Below are 19,722 nucleotides of genomic sequence, written 5' to 3'. Positions count from 1 at the left end.
TAGGGCTTCTACGATAAAATTCAGATTATGTTCGTTTGAATTATAAAATTGGCGGCATGCAATTTGGCGGGGTTAGGACAAATACATAAAAGGCATTTTTAATAATCATAAAAAATGAAATTATTGGGTAAAACAAACTATATCCTGTTCAAACCTGTTTACAAAAAGGTTAAAAAACTAATTAATAAACAGTGGATTGGCTGTCTTTTTAAGTGAGCAGATGCGTTATATTTGGCTTTATAATTATTTAATACCAACCAAATCATGATTACAAAAGGAACCTGGAAAGGGCAATACAAATACGACAACAAGGTTCATCAACAGTTAAAAGGTGTTGAAGCTACAAATTTCGAGATCAATATTACTACTGTTGTCAATGAACAATTTAACGGCACCGTTCAAGATGATTTAGCCACTGGCGGAACAGAAGGTATTGGCGAAATTACAGGCAGCATGATTGGTAATAATCGGATTGAATTTGTAAAGCAAATGCCCGTAATGACGATACTGGATGGCAGAACAGGTGCCAGGAAAACTTTCAACAAAAAGCACAGGAAGATATATTACACTGGCACCTTCTCGGATAATGGAAAAACAATCAGCGGGCGATGGAAATTTAAGGCCGGGTTTATTTTTGCCGGGCTAATGTTAATTTTAGGAGCATCAAACGGCGGCGCATGGACTATGAAGCTAAGTGAATAAGTCTGGGATTAGCAGAAACACTATTCTTAGTTTTTTTTCCACAGCTATTGGTCTGGCTATAGCATACCCCAAACAGTAACGGAGGGGGGGGCTTATTATTCATCTAACCTAAACATAATATCTGTTCGTAAAACGTATTTTATTCCTCCGCTAACCGGGCTGCCCTCATGCTCTAAATTATGAAAGAAAACCAGGGCCATGCCTTGTTTAGGCTTAATGGCTAAATCGCCAAAAATTGTATCTCCGCCATCGTAGCCCTCATTCAAATAAATCATGAAGGTGTAATAGCTTGCCTCGCCATTATTCCGGATATAACTTTGGTCCCGGTGGCGTTTAAATTCCTGCCCTGGTTGATATTTATAAAACCTAAAAAGTTCATTCAAGCCAACGACTTTACTGTTATCTATTTGTTTTGGAGCAAATGGCATTACTTGTTGCCAAAGCCTTCTGGCAAGTTCATAGTCTTTATAAATTACGCGGTTGTTGTTACGTACGCTTGTAACTACTTTTTGCCCGCTTTCGGTTTGAATGGTGGCAGGTTCAAACCCAATGGCCTCACTTTTCAAAATGAATTTATCACACGCTTCAGGCGTCCAAAATTGGTCTATTGTGAAGATATTATTTGTAAGGATGCGTTTTTGCATGGCGTTTCTTTACCTGGTTAGTGTATCTTGCTTTATCACAGCGCATTGTTCCTTTACTTTTTTGTTGGCTTTACGCCCGTAAATAAACAAGTAAAGCGCTGCAAATAATGATACGCAGGCATTGATTAACGTTCCTATGCCTTCGCCCCTATGGGCGCCGTGATGTGAATTTATGCTTTCAATCCCATTATAAACATCTCAAATGCAGTATAAAAACATAAAAATGCTTGCAACGAGCACAATTTTTCGGTACTTAATAAAAAAGGACAGACATGGTATTGGTTTAGTGTTAAATGCAAAAAAGCAAGCCACTCTCGGCCTGCTTTTATACTGTGATCCCATTTGGATTCGAACCAAAGACCTACAGATTAGAAATCTGTTGCTCTATCCAGCTGAGCTATAGGACCATCGGTAAAATCAACGACTTTGTGGCAAGGTATCTTGCCATCGTGTTTTTCGCGGTGCAAATATGCAAAATTATGCTGGATTATCAATCACAAATTTGTGATTTGATTAACGAACTGTTCTTTTTACGATTCTTTTATATAGGTATTCGGTAAATCGTGCATTCACATCATCGGGAAATTTCCAGTTGGGATAGTATTGTTTTTTAATGTATTTTAAACTACCAAAGAATAGAATACTTATTGTCAACAATAAACAAAGCGAGAGCAATATTGCTCCAAAGGTAATAACAAAGTCCATCTTAATTAGTATTTTATTGTTATTACGCAAATAAATTGTAAAGGTTATACATTTTTTTTGCCAGCGATTGTTTGATGGAAAAAATAAAAGCCCCTCGCACTCGCTGCTTGGGGCTTTAAACCTAAACCTTATCACAATTAATAAGTGTGGAACACTTACCTTATGAGGTGGCAAATATAGGGCACTTAAGTTTATTTTGCAACACCGGAGTGTAAATAGGACACCCCGATTATAAAATTAACAGAAATGTTACCTTTTTGTTAACTCCGTTATTCTTAACTAAAATAAGCGAAGCGATAATTAACCCGATTAACCCTCCCGCAATAGCGGTTACCAATAAATTCCCAAACTGATGTAATTTAAGGCCGGTTGATAATCTTATGATGATTGTTAAAACAATCGTTAGCACCACTATTGCCCAATATTTAGCCACTGAACCTTTCCTGACAACTCCCTTTTTAGGCATCGGCATAATAACTGCCGCGATGGCGGCGAACCCAATGAGTGTACTGCTGTGCTGTAGTATCTTATAAATAAACACGCGATGCGCCCCAAAACTTATCGTTGTTGCAAGTAGAAGAAAATATTGTACAAAATATCCATGAGGATGAGTAAAGCCATCCCAAAAAAGATGCGAGGCCGACCCAATTAAAACCGAACACGCCATGACAGCGACAGACAATAACGAAATGTTTAAAGGCAGGTGTCGATACTTCGCAAAGCGGTTGTTAAGGAACCGGGGCAAATTACCAATAAACTGATCCCTTATCAGTAACAGGTAAACATAACTAAGCAACATACCCAAGGGCACATCAAACCAAAACAAACCCGGCAATGTATGGCTGTAATTACTTTTTACCTGCATCCTGGTAAAATATTCAAAATCGGGCGTCATGCTGCCAACTATTAAACCGGTTAAGGAGTACCAGCGTTTGGGCAGATGTTTTAAGGGTAAGATGATGGCCGGATGGGCGAAGGTAAAGGGCATGAGGTTTGGTTATGCCTTAATTTGTTTTTCAATATCGAATGCATATTCCCTGCAGGTATTAAGCCCGTGTTCAAAATCAGCATCTGTCGTTCCAACCTGTCTTCCGGATCCATCTGTGGCTACAAATCTAAAAACGCCATTAGATACTTCTTCATAGGTTAATAACCAACCAGGCAGTATTTCGCTTGTATTTCTGTTCATTGTTGTTTCTTTCACGAAGATAACATGATTCTTTTAAATGTAAACCAAATGCGCTATTCATTTCAACCCCTATTATCTATATTTGATCAATCCCAACAATACCATCATGAATACAGCAAAAGAATTTTCCCCTTTAAATGAGTACCATAGCCGCCGTAAATTCATTGTCAATGTTGGCAAAGTTGCTGCAGCTTCGGCACTACTAAGCACTCCATATGTGGGCAGCGCTGCCAGCTTTTTTGATGTTAAAGAGGATGTTACCGTTGGGCAGATCATTGATAAATTTATCAGCCAGATTCCCGGAGCTCCCTTCCCCAAAACGGTTGATACGCTTAAATCGGGCAGTTTGGATATTAAAGTTACGGGCATTGTTACTACCATGTTTGCCACAATTGATGTTATAAAACAAGCCGTTGCGTTAAACGCCAATTTCATTGTAGCCCACGAGCCTACTTTTTATAACCATGCCGATGAAACCGACTGGCTGGCAAATGATGATATTTACCAATACAAAGCCAAGCTGCTTAAAGATAACAACATTGCCGTGTGGCGTAACCACGATTACATCCACAGCCTTAAACCCGATGGTGTAGGCATGGGCGTACTAACCCAATTAAACTGGGGTGCCTATTACCGGCCCAATTTAGGAAATGTGCTGGTGTTGCCCCCTACCAACTTAGCTGCGCTAATTGATTACCTGAAAAACAAATTATCCATTAACAAAGTACGCTACATTGGCAACCCGGCACAAAACTGCCAAAAGGTTTTATTTTTACCCGGTGCAGCAGGCGGCAAAAGGCATATAACCGAAGCCGGCAAAGTAAAACCCGATGTATTAATAGTTGGCGAAATACAGGAATGGGAAACTGCCGAATATGTTAGGGACGCGCAGGCTAAAGGCGATAACCTGGCCCTGATAGTACTGGGCCATATTGCCAGCGAAGAACCAGGATCGGAGTTTATGGCGGGCTGGTTAAAGCAGCGTTATCCGGCAATAAAATCTGTCCATATCCCTTCAAAAAACTCACTATCATTTATGTAATACAAATTGCCTTAGTGTAATTATATACAAGTATTTTTATTAGGGGTTGCTAAATAATTTAACATTACGTACAATTGCAAAAAAAACTAAACGTAATGGCCTAAACCTCAATTACATGTTAATTTTACATTTATTATAATACCGGGTGTAGTAAAAATGTGTTATTAATAATGATACTTTAAACCATTAACGTTAGATTTTGTGTAAAAAGAAAGTGTAAACAGCGTGAAAATGGCAATTTTTATGATTTAGGTTACAAAGTGTTTTTTTTACAATAAGTTAATCATACTTTTAACCCAATTTTTCTAATAAAACTTTATTTATGATCATAATTGCTGACGGTGGCTCAACTAAAACAAACTGGTGTCTGGTTACCGAAGAAGGTAAAAAAGTGTATTTCAACACTGAGGGATATAACCCCTATTTTTCAAGCACCGAGTACATCATCCAATCGTTAAACGAGAGTTTGCCTACCGACCTTGATAAAAACGAGATAACCGAAGTTAATTACTACGGTGCAGGTTGCTCAACAGATGATATGCGTAACCTTGTAAAGGTGGCGATGGAAGCTGTTTTCACTAAAGCTAAGGTTTACATAGGCCATGATTTGCTTGCTGCCGCACGCGCCCTGTTAGGCAATACCGAAGGCTTTGCAGCCATTTTGGGTACAGGTACCAATTCTTGTATTTACGATGGTAAAAATGTTGTACATAACATCGATTCGGGCGCTTATATCCTGGGCGATGAAGGCAGCGGCTGTTACATTGGCAAAAAGCTTTTAGTTGATTATTTACGCGGTTACATGCCCGAGCCTGTGCGCAACCTGTTTTGGGAAACCTTTAAACTTACGCCCGATGATATTAACGAGCAGGTTTATACCCAGCCACGTGCCAATCGTTTTTGTGCCAGCTTCAGCAAGTTTGTTTACGATAACAATGTGCACATTGAATACTCACGCAATTTAGTACGTACCTCGTTCGAAGATTTTTTCCGTAACCTGGTTACCCACTACCCCGATTATCAAAAATACACCTTCAACTGCATAGGCTCTGTAGGTTACAACTTCCGCAATGTATTGGAAGAGGTTGTTACCGAAAACGGAATGGTTGTAGGCAACATCATCCGCTCGCCTATAGATAACCTGGTTAAATACCATTTGGAGTTATCGCCGAGCAGTTTGTAGTTTTTAGTCGGAAAGTCCGGAAGTCGGAAAGTCAAAAAACATATATTAGAAAAGGCCCGGAAGTTTTCCGGGCCTTTTCTAATATATTACTCTATGATTGATAACAGCCTAAGCAAGTGCAGCCTTACTTCCGGTCTTTCTGACTTCTGGTCTTCCGGACTTTCCGACTTCCGGACTTTCTGACTCCCTCCTATCCCAAACTCATTTCACCCTGAAATATCTTCCCGTATTTGCGTTTATCAAACTTGTATAGTTTGGCGGCACGGTACGATACGCCTTTTTGTTTCTCGTCCAGTTCTTTCAGGAAACCGTAGCTGAGCATTTTTTTGCGGAAGTTACGTTTATCCAGTTTTTTGTTGAGTACGGCTTCGTACAGAGATTGTAGCTGGGTAAGCGTAAATTTTTCGGGCAATAGTTCAAACGCTATAGGCTGATAGTGCAGCCTGCGGCGAATTTTATTAAAGCCGGTGTTAAAAATCTCGCTGTGGTCAAAGGCCAGCTTTGGTAAATCGTTTACCGGGTGCCAGATGGCTTTTTTGGCAAACTGGGTTACCGGGCGTAGCTCCTTTTGGCCATTAATACGTATAAGCGCATAGTAGGCTACCGTAATCACGCGCCCCTGGGGGTGCCTGTTTACCTCGCCAAAGGTATGAAACTGCTGCATGTGCAAATCCCGCAGGCCGGTAAGCTCATACAATATCCGCTCGGCGGCATCGTCTATGCTTTCGTCCTGCTCAACAATATAGCCAGGTAGTGCAAACCAATCTTTATATGGTTCTTCATTACGCTCAATCAGTAAAATCTTAAGTTCTCCGGCTTCAAAACCAAAAATCACGCAATCAATAGAGAATACGGAATCAAACTTAGGCAGCATTAGTTCCAAAATAGTTATCGGGATTTAGTTTACAGTTTAAATATATGACGTTAATTTCTAATCTAAAAAAAAACAAATAAATTTAATGGTGTAATTTACACACTGTATCTTCGTAGCACAAATTTAGTAGTGTAAAAATGCAGAAAATTTCAAAAATTGCTGTTTTAACTTCGGGTGGCGATGCACCGGGCATGAACCCATGTATCCGCGCCGTTGTTCGTACAGCACTATATAATGGCCTTGAGGTGGTAGGTGTGCGCCAGGGCTATAAAGGACTTATCGAAAACGACATGTACGATATGAACAAGCGGTCGGTAAGTAACATACTGAATTTAGGGGGTACCATTTTAAAAACCGCCCGCTGCCTGCCATTTAAAGAAGATGAAGGCATGGCCACTGCTTACCAGCATTTAAAAGAACACGGCATTGATGCCCTGGTAGTAATTGGCGGCGATGGCACCTTTACCGGCGCCCTGCGTTTTTCAAAAAAGTATCCTGATATTGCCGTAATTGGCGTTCCGGGCACTATTGATAACGACCTGTGCGGCTCAACCTACACCCTGGGTTTTGATACGGCTACTAACACGGTTATTGAAGCTATCGACAAAATTCGCGATACGGCCGATGCGCATGACCGCCTTTTCTTCATCGAAGTAATGGGTCGCGATTCGGGCGCTATTGCCCTGCGTGCAGGCATTTCATGCGGCGCCGAGGCCATTTTGCTGCCCGAAAAACAAACCGCTATAGAGGATCTGATCGAGAACCTTAAAACCGGTCACATGAATAAAAAGTCATCAAGCATTGTTATTGTAGCCGAGGGCGATAAGAATGGCGGCGTGTATGACGTGGCCAAAGCGGTACAAAAAGAAGTTAAAAACTACGACATTAAAGTAACTATATTAGGCCACTTGCAAAGAGGGGGCAGCCCATCCAGTTTCGACAGGATTTTGGGCAGCCGTTTGGGCTTTGCAGCAGTTAACGCTTTGATAGCCGGCGAAACGCAAAAAATGGTAGGTTTGCAGGCCAATCATATTTTGTTAACCAGTTTAGAAGAAGCGCTTAACCACCATGAGTTTAAGCTGGAAGCAGACCTTTTACAAATGGTTGATATATTATCAATATAATTAATGATTGCAGTAGTTTATAGCGGTTCGTATTTTGCACATTGGCGCCTGGCCGATAAAGGAAGAACTATTGCTTCCTTTAAAACCAATGGCATCAATCCCTACTTTAACGACGAAAAGCATATCCTGCAGCTCCTCAATAAAAACATCAACCTTATTCACCACGCCGAAGAGATAAAACGTATTTACTTTTTTGGCGCCGGTGCATCGTCAGATGAACGCAAGGCCGTTGTGTACAACGCCCTATCGGCATTTTTTAAGTTCGGTAAGGTAACGGTTGATCATGATATCACCGCGGCGGCTATTGCCTGCTGTAAAAACTCGCCCGGTATTGTAAGCATTTGCGGCAGCGGCTCAAACGCGGCTTATTACGATGGTAAAAAAGTTGCCCCCAACAACTACGGCATGGGCTATATACTTGCCGATGAGGGTAGCAGCAACTGGCTGGGCAGGCAGCTTATTAAAGGTTTCATGAACGAAACTCTGCCCCAAAACATCCGCAAAAAGTTTATCCATAAATACGATGCCGACCGCAAAACGCTTTTAGAGAAGGTTTACCGTCAAAAACAACCGGCCTTATTCCTGAGTTCGTTTGCCGATTTTTACCTGGAAAACCGTACCGATCATCATCTCCAAAGCGTCATAAAAAAAGGATTTAGCAGCCTAATTTCTACATATTTAGTACCTTTACATCAGCAACATCCCGAGTCCTCCATCCATTTTGTGGGTACGGTTGCTGCCAATTTTCAGGAACTTTTGTATGAAAGCGCTGCCGAAGCCAATTTGCAGATAACCAACATTATAAAAGAACCCATAAATAATTTATTAACCTACTATTCAAATAAAAATTAAAAAATCATGAAAATAGGAATTAACGGTTTCGGCCGTATTGGCCGCCTGGCATTCAGGGCCGCAATTGAAAGATCCGACATTGAAGTTGTTGGTATTAATGACCTGGTTGAGCCAGATTACATGGCTTACATGTTAAAATACGATTCAACTCACGGACCATTCAAAGGCACTATTGCTGTTGAAGGCGGTCATTTGGTTGTAAACGGTAAAACTATCCGCGTTACTGCCGAAAAAGACCCTGCTAACCTTAAATGGGGCGAAATAGGCGCCGAAGTGATCATCGAATCAACAGGCCTTTTCCTTACACAGGAAACTGCTCAAAAACATATCGATGCCGGTGCTAAAAAAGTAGTAATGAGCGCGCCAGCAAAAGATGATACCCCTACCTTTGTAATGGGTGTTAACCATAAACAACTGAAAGCCGATCAAAACATCGTTTCAAATGCTTCATGTACTACCAACTGTTTAGCGCCTATCGCTAAAGTATTAGATGATAGCTTTGGCATCGAAGAAGGCTTAATGACTACTGTACACGCTGTTACAGCTACTCAAAAAACAGTTGATGGCCCAAGTGCTAAAGACTGGAGAGGTGGCCGTGGTGCTTACCAAAACATCATCCCTTCATCAACCGGTGCTGCTAAAGCAGTTGGTTTGGTATTACCTCAGTTAAAAGGTAAATTAACAGGTATGTCGTTACGTGTACCGGTTGCCGACGTATCTGTTGTTGACTTAACCGTACGTTTGAAAAAAGGTGCATCATACGAAGCCATCAAAGCAGCTATGAAAGCAGCATCTGAAGGCGAACTGAAAGGCATTTTAGGTTACACTGAAGACGAAGTAGTATCTGAAGACTTTAAAGGCGATGCACGTACATCAATTTTTGATGCAAAAGCAGGTATCGGCCTTAATGATAACTTCGTAAAAGTGGTATCATGGTACGATAACGAGTGGGGTTACTCAAACAAACTGATCGACCTTGTTCAGGAATTAGGTAAATTCTAATTTCCCTTTCCCAACATTAATTTATACTAACAAAGCCCTGGCCATAGCCGGGGCTTTGTGGTTCATAGTATCAGTAGTAAGTATCAAGTAGTAAGATTTTTTTATTCCCCTCTCGAGAGGGGGCGGGTCGGAATTGTGCGGCTGCAGGGGGTGTGTTGGCCAGCGTTCAACCGTCCGCTTATATAACACACCCCTCCGCCCCTCTCAAGAGGGGATTCGCACATGTCCACGCTTTTTTCTCATCAAGTAGTAAGATTTTTTTATTCCCCTCTCGAGAGGGGGCGGGTCGGTATTGTGCGGCTGCAGGGGTGTGTTGGCCAGCGTTCAACCGTCCGCTTATATAACACACCCCTCCGCCCCTCTCAAGAGGGGATTCGCACATGTCCACGCTTTTTTCTCATCAAGTAGTAAGATTTTTTTATTCCCCTCTCGAGAGGGGGCGGGTCGGTATTGTGCGGCTGCAGGGGTGTGTTGGCCAGCGTTCAACCGTCCGCTTATACAACACACCCCTCCGCCCCTCTCAAGAGGGGATTCGCACATGCCCGCGCTTTTTTTCTTATATTAACCACAAAGGCCCGGTTAACGCCAATAAAAAAATCTTGATACTTACTACTTGCTACTTACTACTTGCTACTTAACCATGGCAATGCCTGCGGCCCGGGCTGTACATTCATACTGCACAGGCCTTAGCCACATTGGCCGGTATCCATTTCCATCCCTATTGCTACGCTGCAAAGTGTCCGTCCGTCCGGTATCCCTCCCGCCATGTTCGGGACAAGCGGCTTTGTAATATAGCCGCCGCAAACCATCCGTAGCCGCTTTGCTTAATTCCCAGTCTTACACAAACTACTCCGTTTTCAAACTCTTAACCGGGTTCATCAATGCAGCTTTTACGGTTAGTAATGATACCGTAACAAAGGCGATGATGAATACCACTATAAATGGTATAACAAACAACAGCCAACTGATACTAAGCCGGAACGAGTAGGTTTGCAGCCATTTGTTAATGGCATACCAGGCCAGCGGTGCCGATACAACAAAAGCAACAACTACCAACACGGCAAAATCTTTATAAAGCAACTGTAAAATATTACTAACGGTAGCGCCAAGTACCTTCCGGATGCCAATCTCTTTGGTGCGCTGTACAATGGTGTATGATACCAGGCCAAATAACCCAAGGCAGGCAACAAAAATGGCTATGAATGTAAATATGCCAAACACCTGGCCAAAACGCTTATCGGCCTGGTATTGCTTGTTAAAATGCTCGTCAAGGAAAAAATAATCAAACTGATCATTGGGGAAATATACTTTCCAGTCTGTTTTTAATACAGCTAATGTTTGCTGTATGTTGGCTGTGCTTATTTTAATAGATACCTGGTTGCGCAAATCCGGTATACACCTAAAAATCAAAGCGTCGTAATCATCCCGTAATGATTGCTGATGAAAATTTTCAACAACACCAACAATAGTATAGGTTTTGCCCCAAAAATCAATTTGCTTACCTATGGCCTGTTCGGGCTTATCAAAACCCATTTGGTGAATGGCCTTTTCGTTAAACACTACCGAAGCCGTATCCGTAGTAAACTGGGGCGAAAACCTGCGGCCTGCAAGCAGCTTCATATCGTAAAAAGTCAGGTATTCCTGGTCGCCCCCAATAACACGGTATTGCTTGCCTTGCGACTGATCGGCGCCGTGGGGCTTAATGCCGCCCGCGTTCCATGACACCGGCTCGCCCGGCACCGTGGTCGATACTGTCATCCCTTTAATAGCCGGGTTAGTAAGGATGTTGTTTTTAAACGCCTTCATATTGCGGTAAAACGAATCTATTTTGGCTATTGGCGGCTTAACCACAATGGTTTGATCAATATTGATACCCAGGCTTTGGTTTTGCATATATTGAATTTGCCTGAATACCGTTAGCGAACCAATCAGCAGGAAAATTGATGCTGCAAACTGAAAAACCACCATCCCCTTGCGCAAAATTATGCCCCGCGGTGATGCCGATAGCTTACCCTTCATCACCTCAACAGGTTTAAAAGACGATAGCACCATAGCCGGGTAAAAGCCCGAAAAGAACGACCCAACCAGCAATATACTCCCTACCGTTATCCAGAATACCGGGTTTAAAAACAAACTAAAGCTGACATGCAGGCCCGATATATTGGCAAAAACGGGCAAAAAAACAATTATCAATATAACCGCCAGCAACAGCGCCAGTAGGTTAAGCAGCCCGGCCTCCAGCATAAACTGTACAATAAGCTGCTGCTTTGCCGATCCTAATGTTTTACGCACCCCAACCTCTTTGGCCCGGCCTATCCCCTTGGCGGTAGCCAGGTTAATATAGTTTATCCAGGCTATAATAATTACAAATATGGCTATGCCCAACAACAGGTAAACAGAGTTACCATCGCCATTGGGCTGCAGTTCAAACATCAGGTTGGAGTACAGGTGAATGCTGCTTACCGGCTGCAGCGTATAAATACCGCTTTCGCCCGAGCCTTTAAATTTATCATACGCCTTTTTTACAATGGGGATAAACTTAGCCTCTAAGGCCTTAGGGTTAACACCCGGCCTAAGCAGCAAATAGGTAGTACAGCCATCATTCATCCACTGGTTATCAATACCCGGCGCGTAAATTTTTGACAACGTAGCCCACGACTGTAAAAAATCGAGTTTCATGTGTGTATTTTCGGGCATATCCTCCATTACCCCCGTAACCTTCACGCCCTTATCGTTATAAATAGTAATATTCTGGCCAACAGGATCCTGGTTGTTAAACAGTTTTTTGGCCACACTGCGCGATATAACTACCGTATTAGGCTCGGCCAGGGCGGTTTTAGGGTCGCCGCTTAGTAATTTGTACGAAAATATGTTGAAAAACGAATTGCCCACAAAGTAATTATTGGCAACCGTCATTTTCTGATCCTTATAACTCAGCAAAATATCGCCCGCCGGCGATAATTTCACCATATCTTCCACCTCGGGCAAATCATTTTTAAACTCCGTTCCCGGAGCAAAAGCCCCACCCGCCCAGCGCGTACTTAATTTGCCATTATTAAAGCGGTCCTGGTTAATGCGGTAAATACGATCCTTCTTCGCCTGAAAATTATCAAAACTCAGTTCAAACGTAACATACTGCAAAATTAAAAGGCATGCAGCCATACCAATAGCCAGCCCCACAATATTAATAAACGAAAAGGCTTTGTTTTTAGTGAGGTTACGGAAAGCAACCAGCAAGTAATTTTTAAGCATAACACCGGGGTTTATGCCAAAATTGAGGCTAATTACATGCCAATGTTTTAATTAATTAACAATCAAATAGTTATAAAAACATTCAAATTAAATAACCGTCTGAATTCGTTACAATCAGCGTGCGGCAACGAACATACCGGGCGATAGTCAAAAAGGATTTCTAACATGCTGCGGTAGCCGGGGCTCTCAAGAGCGGAGAACAAAAAATCTTGATACTTGATACTTACTACCATGGCAATGCCTGCGGCCCGGGCTGTACATTCATACTGCACAAGGCATTAGGCGCGGGCCGGTATCCATTTCCATCCCTATTGCGAGCTGCGTTTTGTCTGTCTGCCGCCCCTCCCCCATATTTCGAACAAGACCAACAAGCTCACCGCCATTCATCAATCAACTTAACATTACTATTATACTATTAGCTATTGCTTTTGCCTGCCGGCAACTACTATGCTGTTTCGCAAGGAGGTGGATTTATCTAAAAAACTTAATTCTGATGCTGAACAGATAGAATATTAGCTATTTAATCACCCGGTTTGTCATATACGCATAAAAGCCGCTGAATGAATAAAGCTTTTATTAATTTCAGTCATTATAAACCTGTAGCCTGCTTTAGTTTAATACCAAAATTGTAGTGTATGAAAAGTAATCCTGTTTCTCGCCGGGCCTTTATAGGGCAGATGGGCGTTGGCGCTGCTGCATTATTAACTCCCTCTTCGCTATATGCGGCATGGCCGGTGCAACGGCCTTTGGGCATCGCGTTGGTTGGCTTGGGAAAATATAGTACCAGGCAATTAGGCCCGGCTTTAAAGCAAACACAGTATTGCAGGCTTAAAGGTGTAGTAACCGGTGATAAAGCCAAAGGCTTGCAATGGGCCAAAGATTATGGTTTCCCCGAAAAGAATATTTACAATTATGAAACCATGGCTCAACTTGCCAATAACCCGGATATTGACATTGTATATGTGGTAACCCCCAACGGCCTCCATGCCAGGCACGCTATTGCCGCGGCAAAGGCAGGTAAACACATCATTTGCGAAAAGCCTATGGCAAATACTGTTGCCGAATGTGATGCTATTATAAAAGCCTGCAATAATGCTAAGGTTAAATTATCTGTAGGCAATCGTTTGCATTTTGATCCTTACCACCAGGAGCTGATGCGGCTGGCGAGGGATAAAGATTTTGGCGCGTTCACTAAAATGACAGGTGATCGCGGATTTATAATGAACAGTAAAGTTTGGCGGGCAGATAAAAAGTTAGCAGGTGGTGGCCCTATGATGGACCTGGGTATTTACATTATTCACGGGGCATGTATGGCTGCCGATGGCGCGGGCCCAATATCAGTGACCGCGAGCGAGATACCCAAAACCCGTCCTGATATTTTTAGTGATGTAGAAGAGGGTATGAACTGGACCATGCAGTTTCCGGGTGGCGCTGAATGTAGCGCTTTTACCAGTTACCGGCACAACTCCGATCGTTTCAGGGCCGAAGGCGCAAAAGGATGGATTGAATTTAAAGAACACGCTTTTACTTACCGAGGCATGGTGGTGGATACCAGCCGGGGTCCGCTTAATTTTACACCTCCTGTACAGCAGGCATTGCAGATGGATAATTTTGCCCAATGTATTATAAATAACAGCGAGTCTGTCGTTTCGGGAACGGTAGGGCGGCGGGACCTGGTAATCCTGGAAGCTATTTACAAGGCGGCGCAAACCGGCAAAAGTGAAGCATTAACTTATTAGTGTTTCATGAAATTAATAAAAACAATAATTATCCTCCTGCTGGTTTGCCCCGCGCAAAGCTATGCCCAGTCTGTTTATGCCGGGCGTTATAAAGCAATATTTACCCAGCCCCCCAAACAAACGCCCACCTCAAAAACACCTGATGCACCGCTTGCCGGTAACGGAGATATCGGCCTGACGATGGGTGGCAATCCGGAAAATTTATGTTTCTTTTTAGGTAAAAATGATTTCTGGCGGGCATACCCTGTATATCCCGGCGGTGGTATTGCTTTGCCGGGCGGGTTAACCATTGGTATTGATGCGCTAAAAGGCGCTACCTATTACGCCGAGCAAATACAGGACAAGGCTGTTATTAAAGCATCTTTCAAAAAAAACGGGCTCACGGTTACGTTTAATACCTGGGTAGCAGCAAAAAACAATATGATGATAGCCGAATTTTCGGCCAATAAAACCTGTCGCTTAAAGCTAAATTTATGGTCGGCTAAAGGTAATACGGCCATTAACCACTCCGGTAAAACCGGCGATGTGATTTGGGTAAGCCGTTCTTTCGAAAATACACCCATGCTGGAGTGGCCCTCGCATGTGCTATTGGCCTTGAAGGTATTAGGCGCTGAACTAAAAAATGATGGAACGGTTACACTATTACCAAATCAAAAAGCAACCATTTCAGTCATCATGTATACCAATCATGACCGTAAGGACTGGAAGGATGCCGCTATTAACGAGGCCCGGTTATTAACACGGGAGCAGATAGGGAAAATACAAACCGTGCATGAGCAATGGTGGAAAAGCTTTTGGGGCCGTTCAAATATCAGGATTGGAGATACGGTACTTGAAAAATACTATTATGCTTCTCAATACCTGTTTGCATGTACTACGCGGGGAAATAAATTCGCTCCAGGTATATGGGGCCCGTTCATTACCCGCGACTCAACCGCATGGGGTGGCGATTATCACCTGAACTATAATTATGAAGCCCCTTTCTGGGCGGCTTATTCATCCAATTACATTGATCTGGTTGATAATTATGACCAGCCCTTGCTGGATTACATGAAGATGGGCAAATTCCATGCACAGGACCTGCTTCATATCAATGGCATCTACTACCCGGTTGGTATCGGGCCAAAAGGATTGTGTACCACGCGCTGGCCGCTTACTCCTGATGAAATGGAAAAACGATATGGTTCGCGGGAAGATACTATCGATCATGGTTATAAGTTCCTGGGGCAAAAAATTAATGCAGTTTTTGGTGCAGGCAATATGCTGATGCGTTTTTACAGTACCTATGACGCTAATTACGCCCGGCGAATATATCCTTACCTGTTGCAGTGTGTAAACTTTTGGGAAGACTATTTGAAGCTGGAAAATGGCCGTTATGTGATCTATAATGATCATTTTGGCGAAGTAATGCCTAACCTTAAAAATAAGGGGCAATGGCGTAACCAACTGGGCGATTTTAACTCCACACTTTCATTAGGTTTGGTGAAAATGCTTTTTAAGGGAACTATGGATGTTAGCCGTTTTTTAAAGATGAATGAAAACCGGCAGGCTAAATGGCAGGATATCCGCAATCATATCAGCGATTTCCCCCTGGGAGAAACTAATGGCAGAATTGCCCTGAAAAATGCAGAGAAAAGCCCTTCAGCGTGGGTGAACCGTACAGATGGATTGTCGCGTGTGTCTATTCATGGGCTAATATTGCCCGGTGGTGTTGCGGGGCCAATTAGCACGCCAGAGTTTAATAAAATATTGCTTAGTGATATATCCCACTGGAAAGACAAAGCAGAAAGCCCTGCAGATTGGGGTAATACCCTGGGCAATGGGATAGAAACTTGTTTCCCCGGAGCAGTACGTGCAGGCTATAACCCGGATGAGATTTTATATTATTTGAAAGCCCGTATCGCTGCGCAATCATTACCTAACCTGTGGATCACGCAAAGCGGAGGCGGCACTGAAACTCTTGCCGCTGTACCGCTCACCATTAATGAAATGCTGTTGCAAAGCTATGAAGGCGTAGTACGGGTGTTCGCAAATTGGAACCACGCTAAAGATGCAAGTTTTGATAAACTTAGGGCTTATGGCGCATTTGTAATCAGCAGCAAATTAAGAAACGGAAATGTGGAATATGTTAGCCTGCTTAGTGAAAAAGGCAGAAACTGCACTATGGAAAACCCATGGCCGGATCAAAAAGTGCGCCTGATTCGCAACGGGAAAAATACGGAAATACTTAGCGGTAAAACATTTACTTTTAACACGAGTGAAAATGAAAAAATAATTTTGAAAGCTGCTGATTAGGTTTTTAAATGCCGCATTGCACCAGTCGGTCGACCAGGAACTAAATCAAAATCGCCTATGATGGCCACCGTAGATATGACATAAACATCCCCTATAAATCACTGGAACAATGCCTACCGGGATGTACATTCATACGCAAATTAGGAGCTGGCAGGTATCCATTCCATCTCTATTGCGCATGGTTAGCAATTATTGAATAATAGCTTTGTGGTTATTTGCATTAACACACTCAAATGGCATTGATTTGCAAATCAACTAATTCCGATAGCTCCTCAGCAATATATTTTATTAAACCTACAAATTTGCCGTTGCTATCCATCCACCAGGAATAGAAAGCAACTTAACCACCCCTCCGTTTGTGCTAATAATATATGACGAGACCGAGTTGTTAATTTTTTCTCCTGATGCAGATGTGATTGTTATATTATGCGTAGCCGCAGTGAATGTTTCATCGGTAACAATCAATTGATAACCATAATTCGTTTTACTATTGGTTGGTCCTGCCTCAACTAACGGAAGCGTGATCGTGATTGCAATTGAGGAAGTTGTTACGCCCAATACATCTTCGGTAAGAGCCACAGTATAATTTGCTGTGACGGCAACACGTTTTAAGACTTTTGATGCTGCGATTTGAGTTGATGCGTATATTGAATGCTTGATTTTGCCAAAACAAATTTTATTTGCGCCGGTAACGGAACTATCTATAAACCATGGCCTGTATTCTGCATTTGTTGTTGGTGAGTCAAACTTAACATCGGTAAAATCAAGATCGTCGAGCAGTAAACTTCCAATAGTAGCGTTTTGCATTAATATTCCCGCAGGCATCTTAGTCCCAACGGACGAGAATTTATAGTTGTTTATCAGACCAGAAATGAATGTACCGGCCGCCTGTATAGTAATTCCTGTATTCTGACCAATTATATTAGATCCGCTTAGTAATCCATGTCGAATGTTTATATCCTGCCAATTTATATCCCAATTACCGTGTTGAATACTTATCCCGTAGTAGATATTATGGCCCGCAGTATCTAAGATTCCGTCTCCATTTATCCTTATGTTTTTCAGGTTCAATATTGTTCTTGGTATTAGCGAGTTTGCCCCGTTCGTGGTATCATAATCCGAATTTGTAAAATACATAGCTGACCCTAGGCCAGATCCCGATGTTACATTGATGCCAACAGTATTTATTACGAGCCCATCAATATATATATTGGGAAAACCTTGAGAAGTTACCGCACCTCCATTAGATAAAAAAGTTCGGCCTATTTCCAAATAAGTACAATTTTTAATATACATCGATGCACCAGGATACACTCCATTTCTTACCGCTTTCCAACCTTTATGTTCATCTTGAGCGGTAAGTTGTGTATTCTCGTAGCGACAATTTTCAAAACAAATTTTTTGTTTGTCGATTTCAATGAATTTAACAACTGTTCCGTCGGAATGAGAAACGCCTGCGGTAGAGTTTAATCCTCGTGTAATGAATAAGGTATTTGACCCGGAATAATTATAATAACAAACTTCACTGTCCATAATGAGAAACCCATTATTGGCAACATTTGTTGGAAATGCCGCTATGACCAATGCGGTTGAACTATTGTCTATTCCTGAACCACTCGAAATGGTAGTTTTAGGAGCTCCCGCAGATGTATATGCAGGCGCGTTTTGGTTTGTTTGATAATATCCAGTAGTATAGGCATTTTTTATCAAACAATCTTTTACTTGCGCGTTGAATAATGCATCAATCTCAATTCCTACATCTCCTGAAAACTCGCCTATGCACCGTTCAAGTAAAACACGGTTTCCGTAGCCACAATTACCGATTAGAAAATTTTGGCATGAATAGGCATTTGGAGCCAGTTGATTTGTTGTATGATATAGATCCCTGAATATAATATTGTCGATAAAGTATTCTGGACCATTGCTAGCGGCAATCACAGCAAAGCCAGCTGCTCCCCCGAACATATTTACTCTTTCAACAGTTATATTTTGGGCATATACAACTCCTGAATATCCACCTAATCCTTGTGACGAGGAAGTATTGGAAATAATGCTGATTGCTCCTCTTCTTGTTGTTGCTTTATCAAAATGGAGGGTGGATGGAATTGTTTCCAACGGAACATTAATCACATCAATGTCAGAAACATTTAGCGTATCAACATTGATATTGTAACTAACGACTCCCAAAGCCCCCATTCCAATAATAGTATGTTGGCGACACGCTCCTTGTAATGTGTCTCCCGCCGCTATCGATTCGCCGGATAAGAGAAACACCTCAATAGCTGAAGTACTTCCTGCTTTCAATCTATAACTACGGAGGTTTCCGGCCGCTGTTCCGGTATTAGTATATGGTAAAAATAGCGCTCCGGTTGGAAAGAAATTATTATTACTGCCAACGTTTATAGTTACCCATGCTGATGTTCCTGAACCTCCGGTTACGACGGTTGTATCTGGTAAAATAGCAGCGCCATCGATATTATTAACATCTATATCAAATTGTTTAATTGTGATGTTTTGATACAGGTTGACGGATGCCACATTAGCGGAAGAAACAAAATCAAAAACACGTGATACATTCCTGCTAAGCTTAAGGGTTGTTGTTTTTTTTCCGTCGCCCATGATAGTTATTCCTGTTGCATTTACAGGAAGGATAAGTGCACCCGCATTGTATTTATTAAGATAAAAAACTCCTGTGCCAAGCATTACAACGCCGTTACCATTTACAGCATTAATAGCATTTTGTATTGCATCGTAACAATCAGTTGTCCCGTCGCCTATGGCACCAAACCAAGAAGCATATACAGTATTATAAGGATAAACACGCTTGAAGCATCCTCCGGCCACAGACGAAATAATAGTACCTATGTTCTCGGTGCTCGTATCCGAAGCATTGTAATAGAATATCCCCTGCTTTCCCAGTTCGGTTAAACAATACTCAATTGTTGAACTGGGACTGGCAATAGCTTGCATTGCAGCGACAGACGAAATTATCATATATTAAAATGTTTATAATGGTTATTATAATAAAGATAAAACTTTTTTTAACAACATTTTAAACATTTACCAAAAAATATAATAATGGATATACAGATAATTTTTTTTCAATATTTAGGGAGGGG

14 protein-coding genes and 1 tRNA gene are annotated in these 19,722 nt (G+C 42.1%); 8 read left to right on the top strand and 7 right to left on the bottom strand.

Features of this window, described 5'->3' with window-relative positions:
• The first annotated feature begins 264 nt into the window (after positions 1-264).
• A complete protein-coding gene (locus tag AC1RM2_RS25020; protein WP_492987842.1) occupies positions 265-702 on the top strand; it encodes a hypothetical protein in 438 nt (145 codons plus the stop codon).
• 95 nt (positions 703-797) lie between these two features.
• Here the strand turns inward: AC1RM2_RS25020 and AC1RM2_RS25015 are convergent, their stop codons facing one another.
• The 4 genes from AC1RM2_RS25015 to AC1RM2_RS25000 all read right to left on the bottom strand — a co-directional run bounded on the left by AC1RM2_RS25015 (position 798) and on the right by AC1RM2_RS25000 (position 3,240).
• Complete coding sequence (locus tag AC1RM2_RS25015) at positions 798-1,346, bottom strand: 2OG-Fe(II) oxygenase (protein WP_492987841.1); 549 nt, start codon at positions 1,344-1,346, stop codon at positions 798-800.
• A 333-nt stretch (positions 1,347-1,679) separates the two neighbouring features.
• Positions 1,680-1,753, bottom strand: a tRNA-Arg gene (locus AC1RM2_RS25010).
• A 527-nt stretch (positions 1,754-2,280) separates the two neighbouring features.
• Positions 2,281-3,039 carry a DUF4184 family protein gene (locus AC1RM2_RS25005; protein WP_492987840.1) on the bottom strand — a complete coding sequence of 253 codons (759 nt, stop codon included), beginning with the start codon at positions 3,037-3,039 and terminating at the stop codon, positions 2,281-2,283.
• Between the two features lie 9 nt (positions 3,040-3,048).
• Complete coding sequence (locus AC1RM2_RS25000; protein ID WP_492987839.1) at positions 3,049-3,240, bottom strand: hypothetical protein; 192 nt, start codon at positions 3,238-3,240, stop codon at positions 3,049-3,051.
• Positions 3,241-3,346: 106 nt separating this feature from the next.
• Here AC1RM2_RS25000 and AC1RM2_RS24995 point away from each other — a divergent pair, with 106 nt between their 5' ends.
• Complete coding sequence (locus AC1RM2_RS24995) at positions 3,347-4,282, top strand: Nif3-like dinuclear metal center hexameric protein (RefSeq protein WP_492987838.1); 936 nt, start codon at positions 3,347-3,349, stop codon at positions 4,280-4,282.
• A 322-nt stretch (positions 4,283-4,604) separates the two neighbouring features.
• Positions 4,605-5,465: an N-acetylglucosamine kinase gene (locus AC1RM2_RS24990; RefSeq protein WP_090644932.1), complete on the top strand. Its 861-nt coding sequence runs from the start codon at positions 4,605-4,607 to the stop codon at positions 5,463-5,465.
• A 190-nt stretch (positions 5,466-5,655) separates the two neighbouring features.
• Here AC1RM2_RS24990 and AC1RM2_RS24985 read toward each other — a convergent pair whose 3' ends face one another.
• Positions 5,656-6,348 carry an NUDIX hydrolase gene (locus tag AC1RM2_RS24985; RefSeq protein WP_369829634.1) on the bottom strand — a complete coding sequence of 231 codons (693 nt, stop codon included), beginning with the start codon at positions 6,346-6,348 and terminating at the stop codon, positions 5,656-5,658.
• 128 nt (positions 6,349-6,476) lie between these two features.
• Between AC1RM2_RS24985 and pfkA the strand changes: the two genes are divergently transcribed.
• From pfkA to gap, 3 genes are read left to right on the top strand one after another with little or no spacing between them, the layout of a single operon-like run.
• Entirely contained in the window at positions 6,477-7,463 is a 987-nt protein-coding gene (gene pfkA / locus AC1RM2_RS24980) for a 6-phosphofructokinase (protein WP_492987837.1), read from the top strand.
• Between the two features lie 3 nt (positions 7,464-7,466).
• Positions 7,467-8,315: a hypothetical protein gene (locus AC1RM2_RS24975; protein ID WP_492987836.1), complete on the top strand. Its 849-nt coding sequence runs from the start codon at positions 7,467-7,469 to the stop codon at positions 8,313-8,315.
• A 6-nt stretch (positions 8,316-8,321) separates the two neighbouring features.
• Entirely contained in the window at positions 8,322-9,317 is a 996-nt protein-coding gene (gene gap, locus AC1RM2_RS24970; protein WP_492987834.1) for a type I glyceraldehyde-3-phosphate dehydrogenase, read from the top strand.
• Positions 9,318-10,163: 846 nt separating this feature from the next.
• On the opposite strand, the gene AC1RM2_RS24965 is transcribed toward gap, so the two are convergent.
• Positions 10,164-12,569 (bottom strand): ABC transporter permease, encoded by a 2,406-nt coding sequence (locus AC1RM2_RS24965; protein WP_492987833.1) that lies wholly within the window; start codon positions 12,567-12,569, stop codon positions 10,164-10,166.
• Positions 12,570-13,204: 635 nt separating this feature from the next.
• Between AC1RM2_RS24965 and AC1RM2_RS24960 the strand changes: the two genes are divergently transcribed.
• Positions 13,205-14,308: a Gfo/Idh/MocA family protein gene (locus AC1RM2_RS24960; protein WP_492987832.1), complete on the top strand. Its 1,104-nt coding sequence runs from the start codon at positions 13,205-13,207 to the stop codon at positions 14,306-14,308.
• A 6-nt stretch (positions 14,309-14,314) separates the two neighbouring features.
• Positions 14,315-16,603, top strand: coding sequence for a glycosyl hydrolase family 95 catalytic domain-containing protein (locus AC1RM2_RS24955; protein ID WP_492987831.1), 2,289 nt, complete (start codon positions 14,315-14,317; stop codon positions 16,601-16,603).
• 294 nt (positions 16,604-16,897) lie between these two features.
• On the opposite strand, the gene AC1RM2_RS24950 is transcribed toward AC1RM2_RS24955, so the two are convergent.
• Complete coding sequence (locus tag AC1RM2_RS24950; RefSeq protein ID WP_492987830.1) at positions 16,898-19,597, bottom strand: putative phage tail protein; 2,700 nt, start codon at positions 19,595-19,597, stop codon at positions 16,898-16,900.
• Between the last annotated feature and the right edge of the window lie 125 nt (positions 19,598-19,722).

The sequence above is a fragment of the Mucilaginibacter sp. GW822-FHT03E02 genome, assembly GCF_058801545.1.
This window is presented reverse-complemented; position numbering and strand designations above follow the sequence as displayed.

Bases quoted from the DNA above. Each gene is read 5' to 3' on its own strand.
- AC1RM2_RS25020 (WP_492987842.1), top strand. From the start codon at position 265: ATGATTACAAAAGGAACCTGGAAAGGGCAATACAAATACGACAACAAG.
- AC1RM2_RS25015 (WP_492987841.1), bottom strand. From the start codon at position 1,346: ATGCAAAAACGCATCCTTACAAATAATATCTTCACAATAGACCAATTT.
- AC1RM2_RS25005 (WP_492987840.1), bottom strand. From the start codon at position 3,039: ATGCCCTTTACCTTCGCCCATCCGGCCATCATCTTACCCTTAAAACAT.
- AC1RM2_RS25000 (WP_492987839.1), bottom strand. From the start codon at position 3,240: ATGAACAGAAATACAAGCGAAATACTGCCTGGTTGGTTATTAACCTAT.
- AC1RM2_RS24995 (WP_492987838.1), top strand. From the start codon at position 3,347: ATGAATACAGCAAAAGAATTTTCCCCTTTAAATGAGTACCATAGCCGC.
- AC1RM2_RS24990 (WP_090644932.1), top strand. From the start codon at position 4,605: ATGATCATAATTGCTGACGGTGGCTCAACTAAAACAAACTGGTGTCTG.
- pfkA (WP_492987837.1), top strand. From the start codon at position 6,477: ATGCAGAAAATTTCAAAAATTGCTGTTTTAACTTCGGGTGGCGATGCA.
- AC1RM2_RS24975 (WP_492987836.1), top strand. From the start codon at position 7,467: ATGATTGCAGTAGTTTATAGCGGTTCGTATTTTGCACATTGGCGCCTG.
- gap (WP_492987834.1), top strand. From the start codon at position 8,322: ATGAAAATAGGAATTAACGGTTTCGGCCGTATTGGCCGCCTGGCATTC.
- AC1RM2_RS24965 (WP_492987833.1), bottom strand. From the start codon at position 12,569: ATGCTTAAAAATTACTTGCTGGTTGCTTTCCGTAACCTCACTAAAAAC.
- AC1RM2_RS24960 (WP_492987832.1), top strand. From the start codon at position 13,205: ATGAAAAGTAATCCTGTTTCTCGCCGGGCCTTTATAGGGCAGATGGGC.
- AC1RM2_RS24955 (WP_492987831.1), top strand. From the start codon at position 14,315: ATGAAATTAATAAAAACAATAATTATCCTCCTGCTGGTTTGCCCCGCG.
- AC1RM2_RS24950 (WP_492987830.1), bottom strand. From the start codon at position 19,597: ATGATAATTTCGTCTGTCGCTGCAATGCAAGCTATTGCCAGTCCCAGT.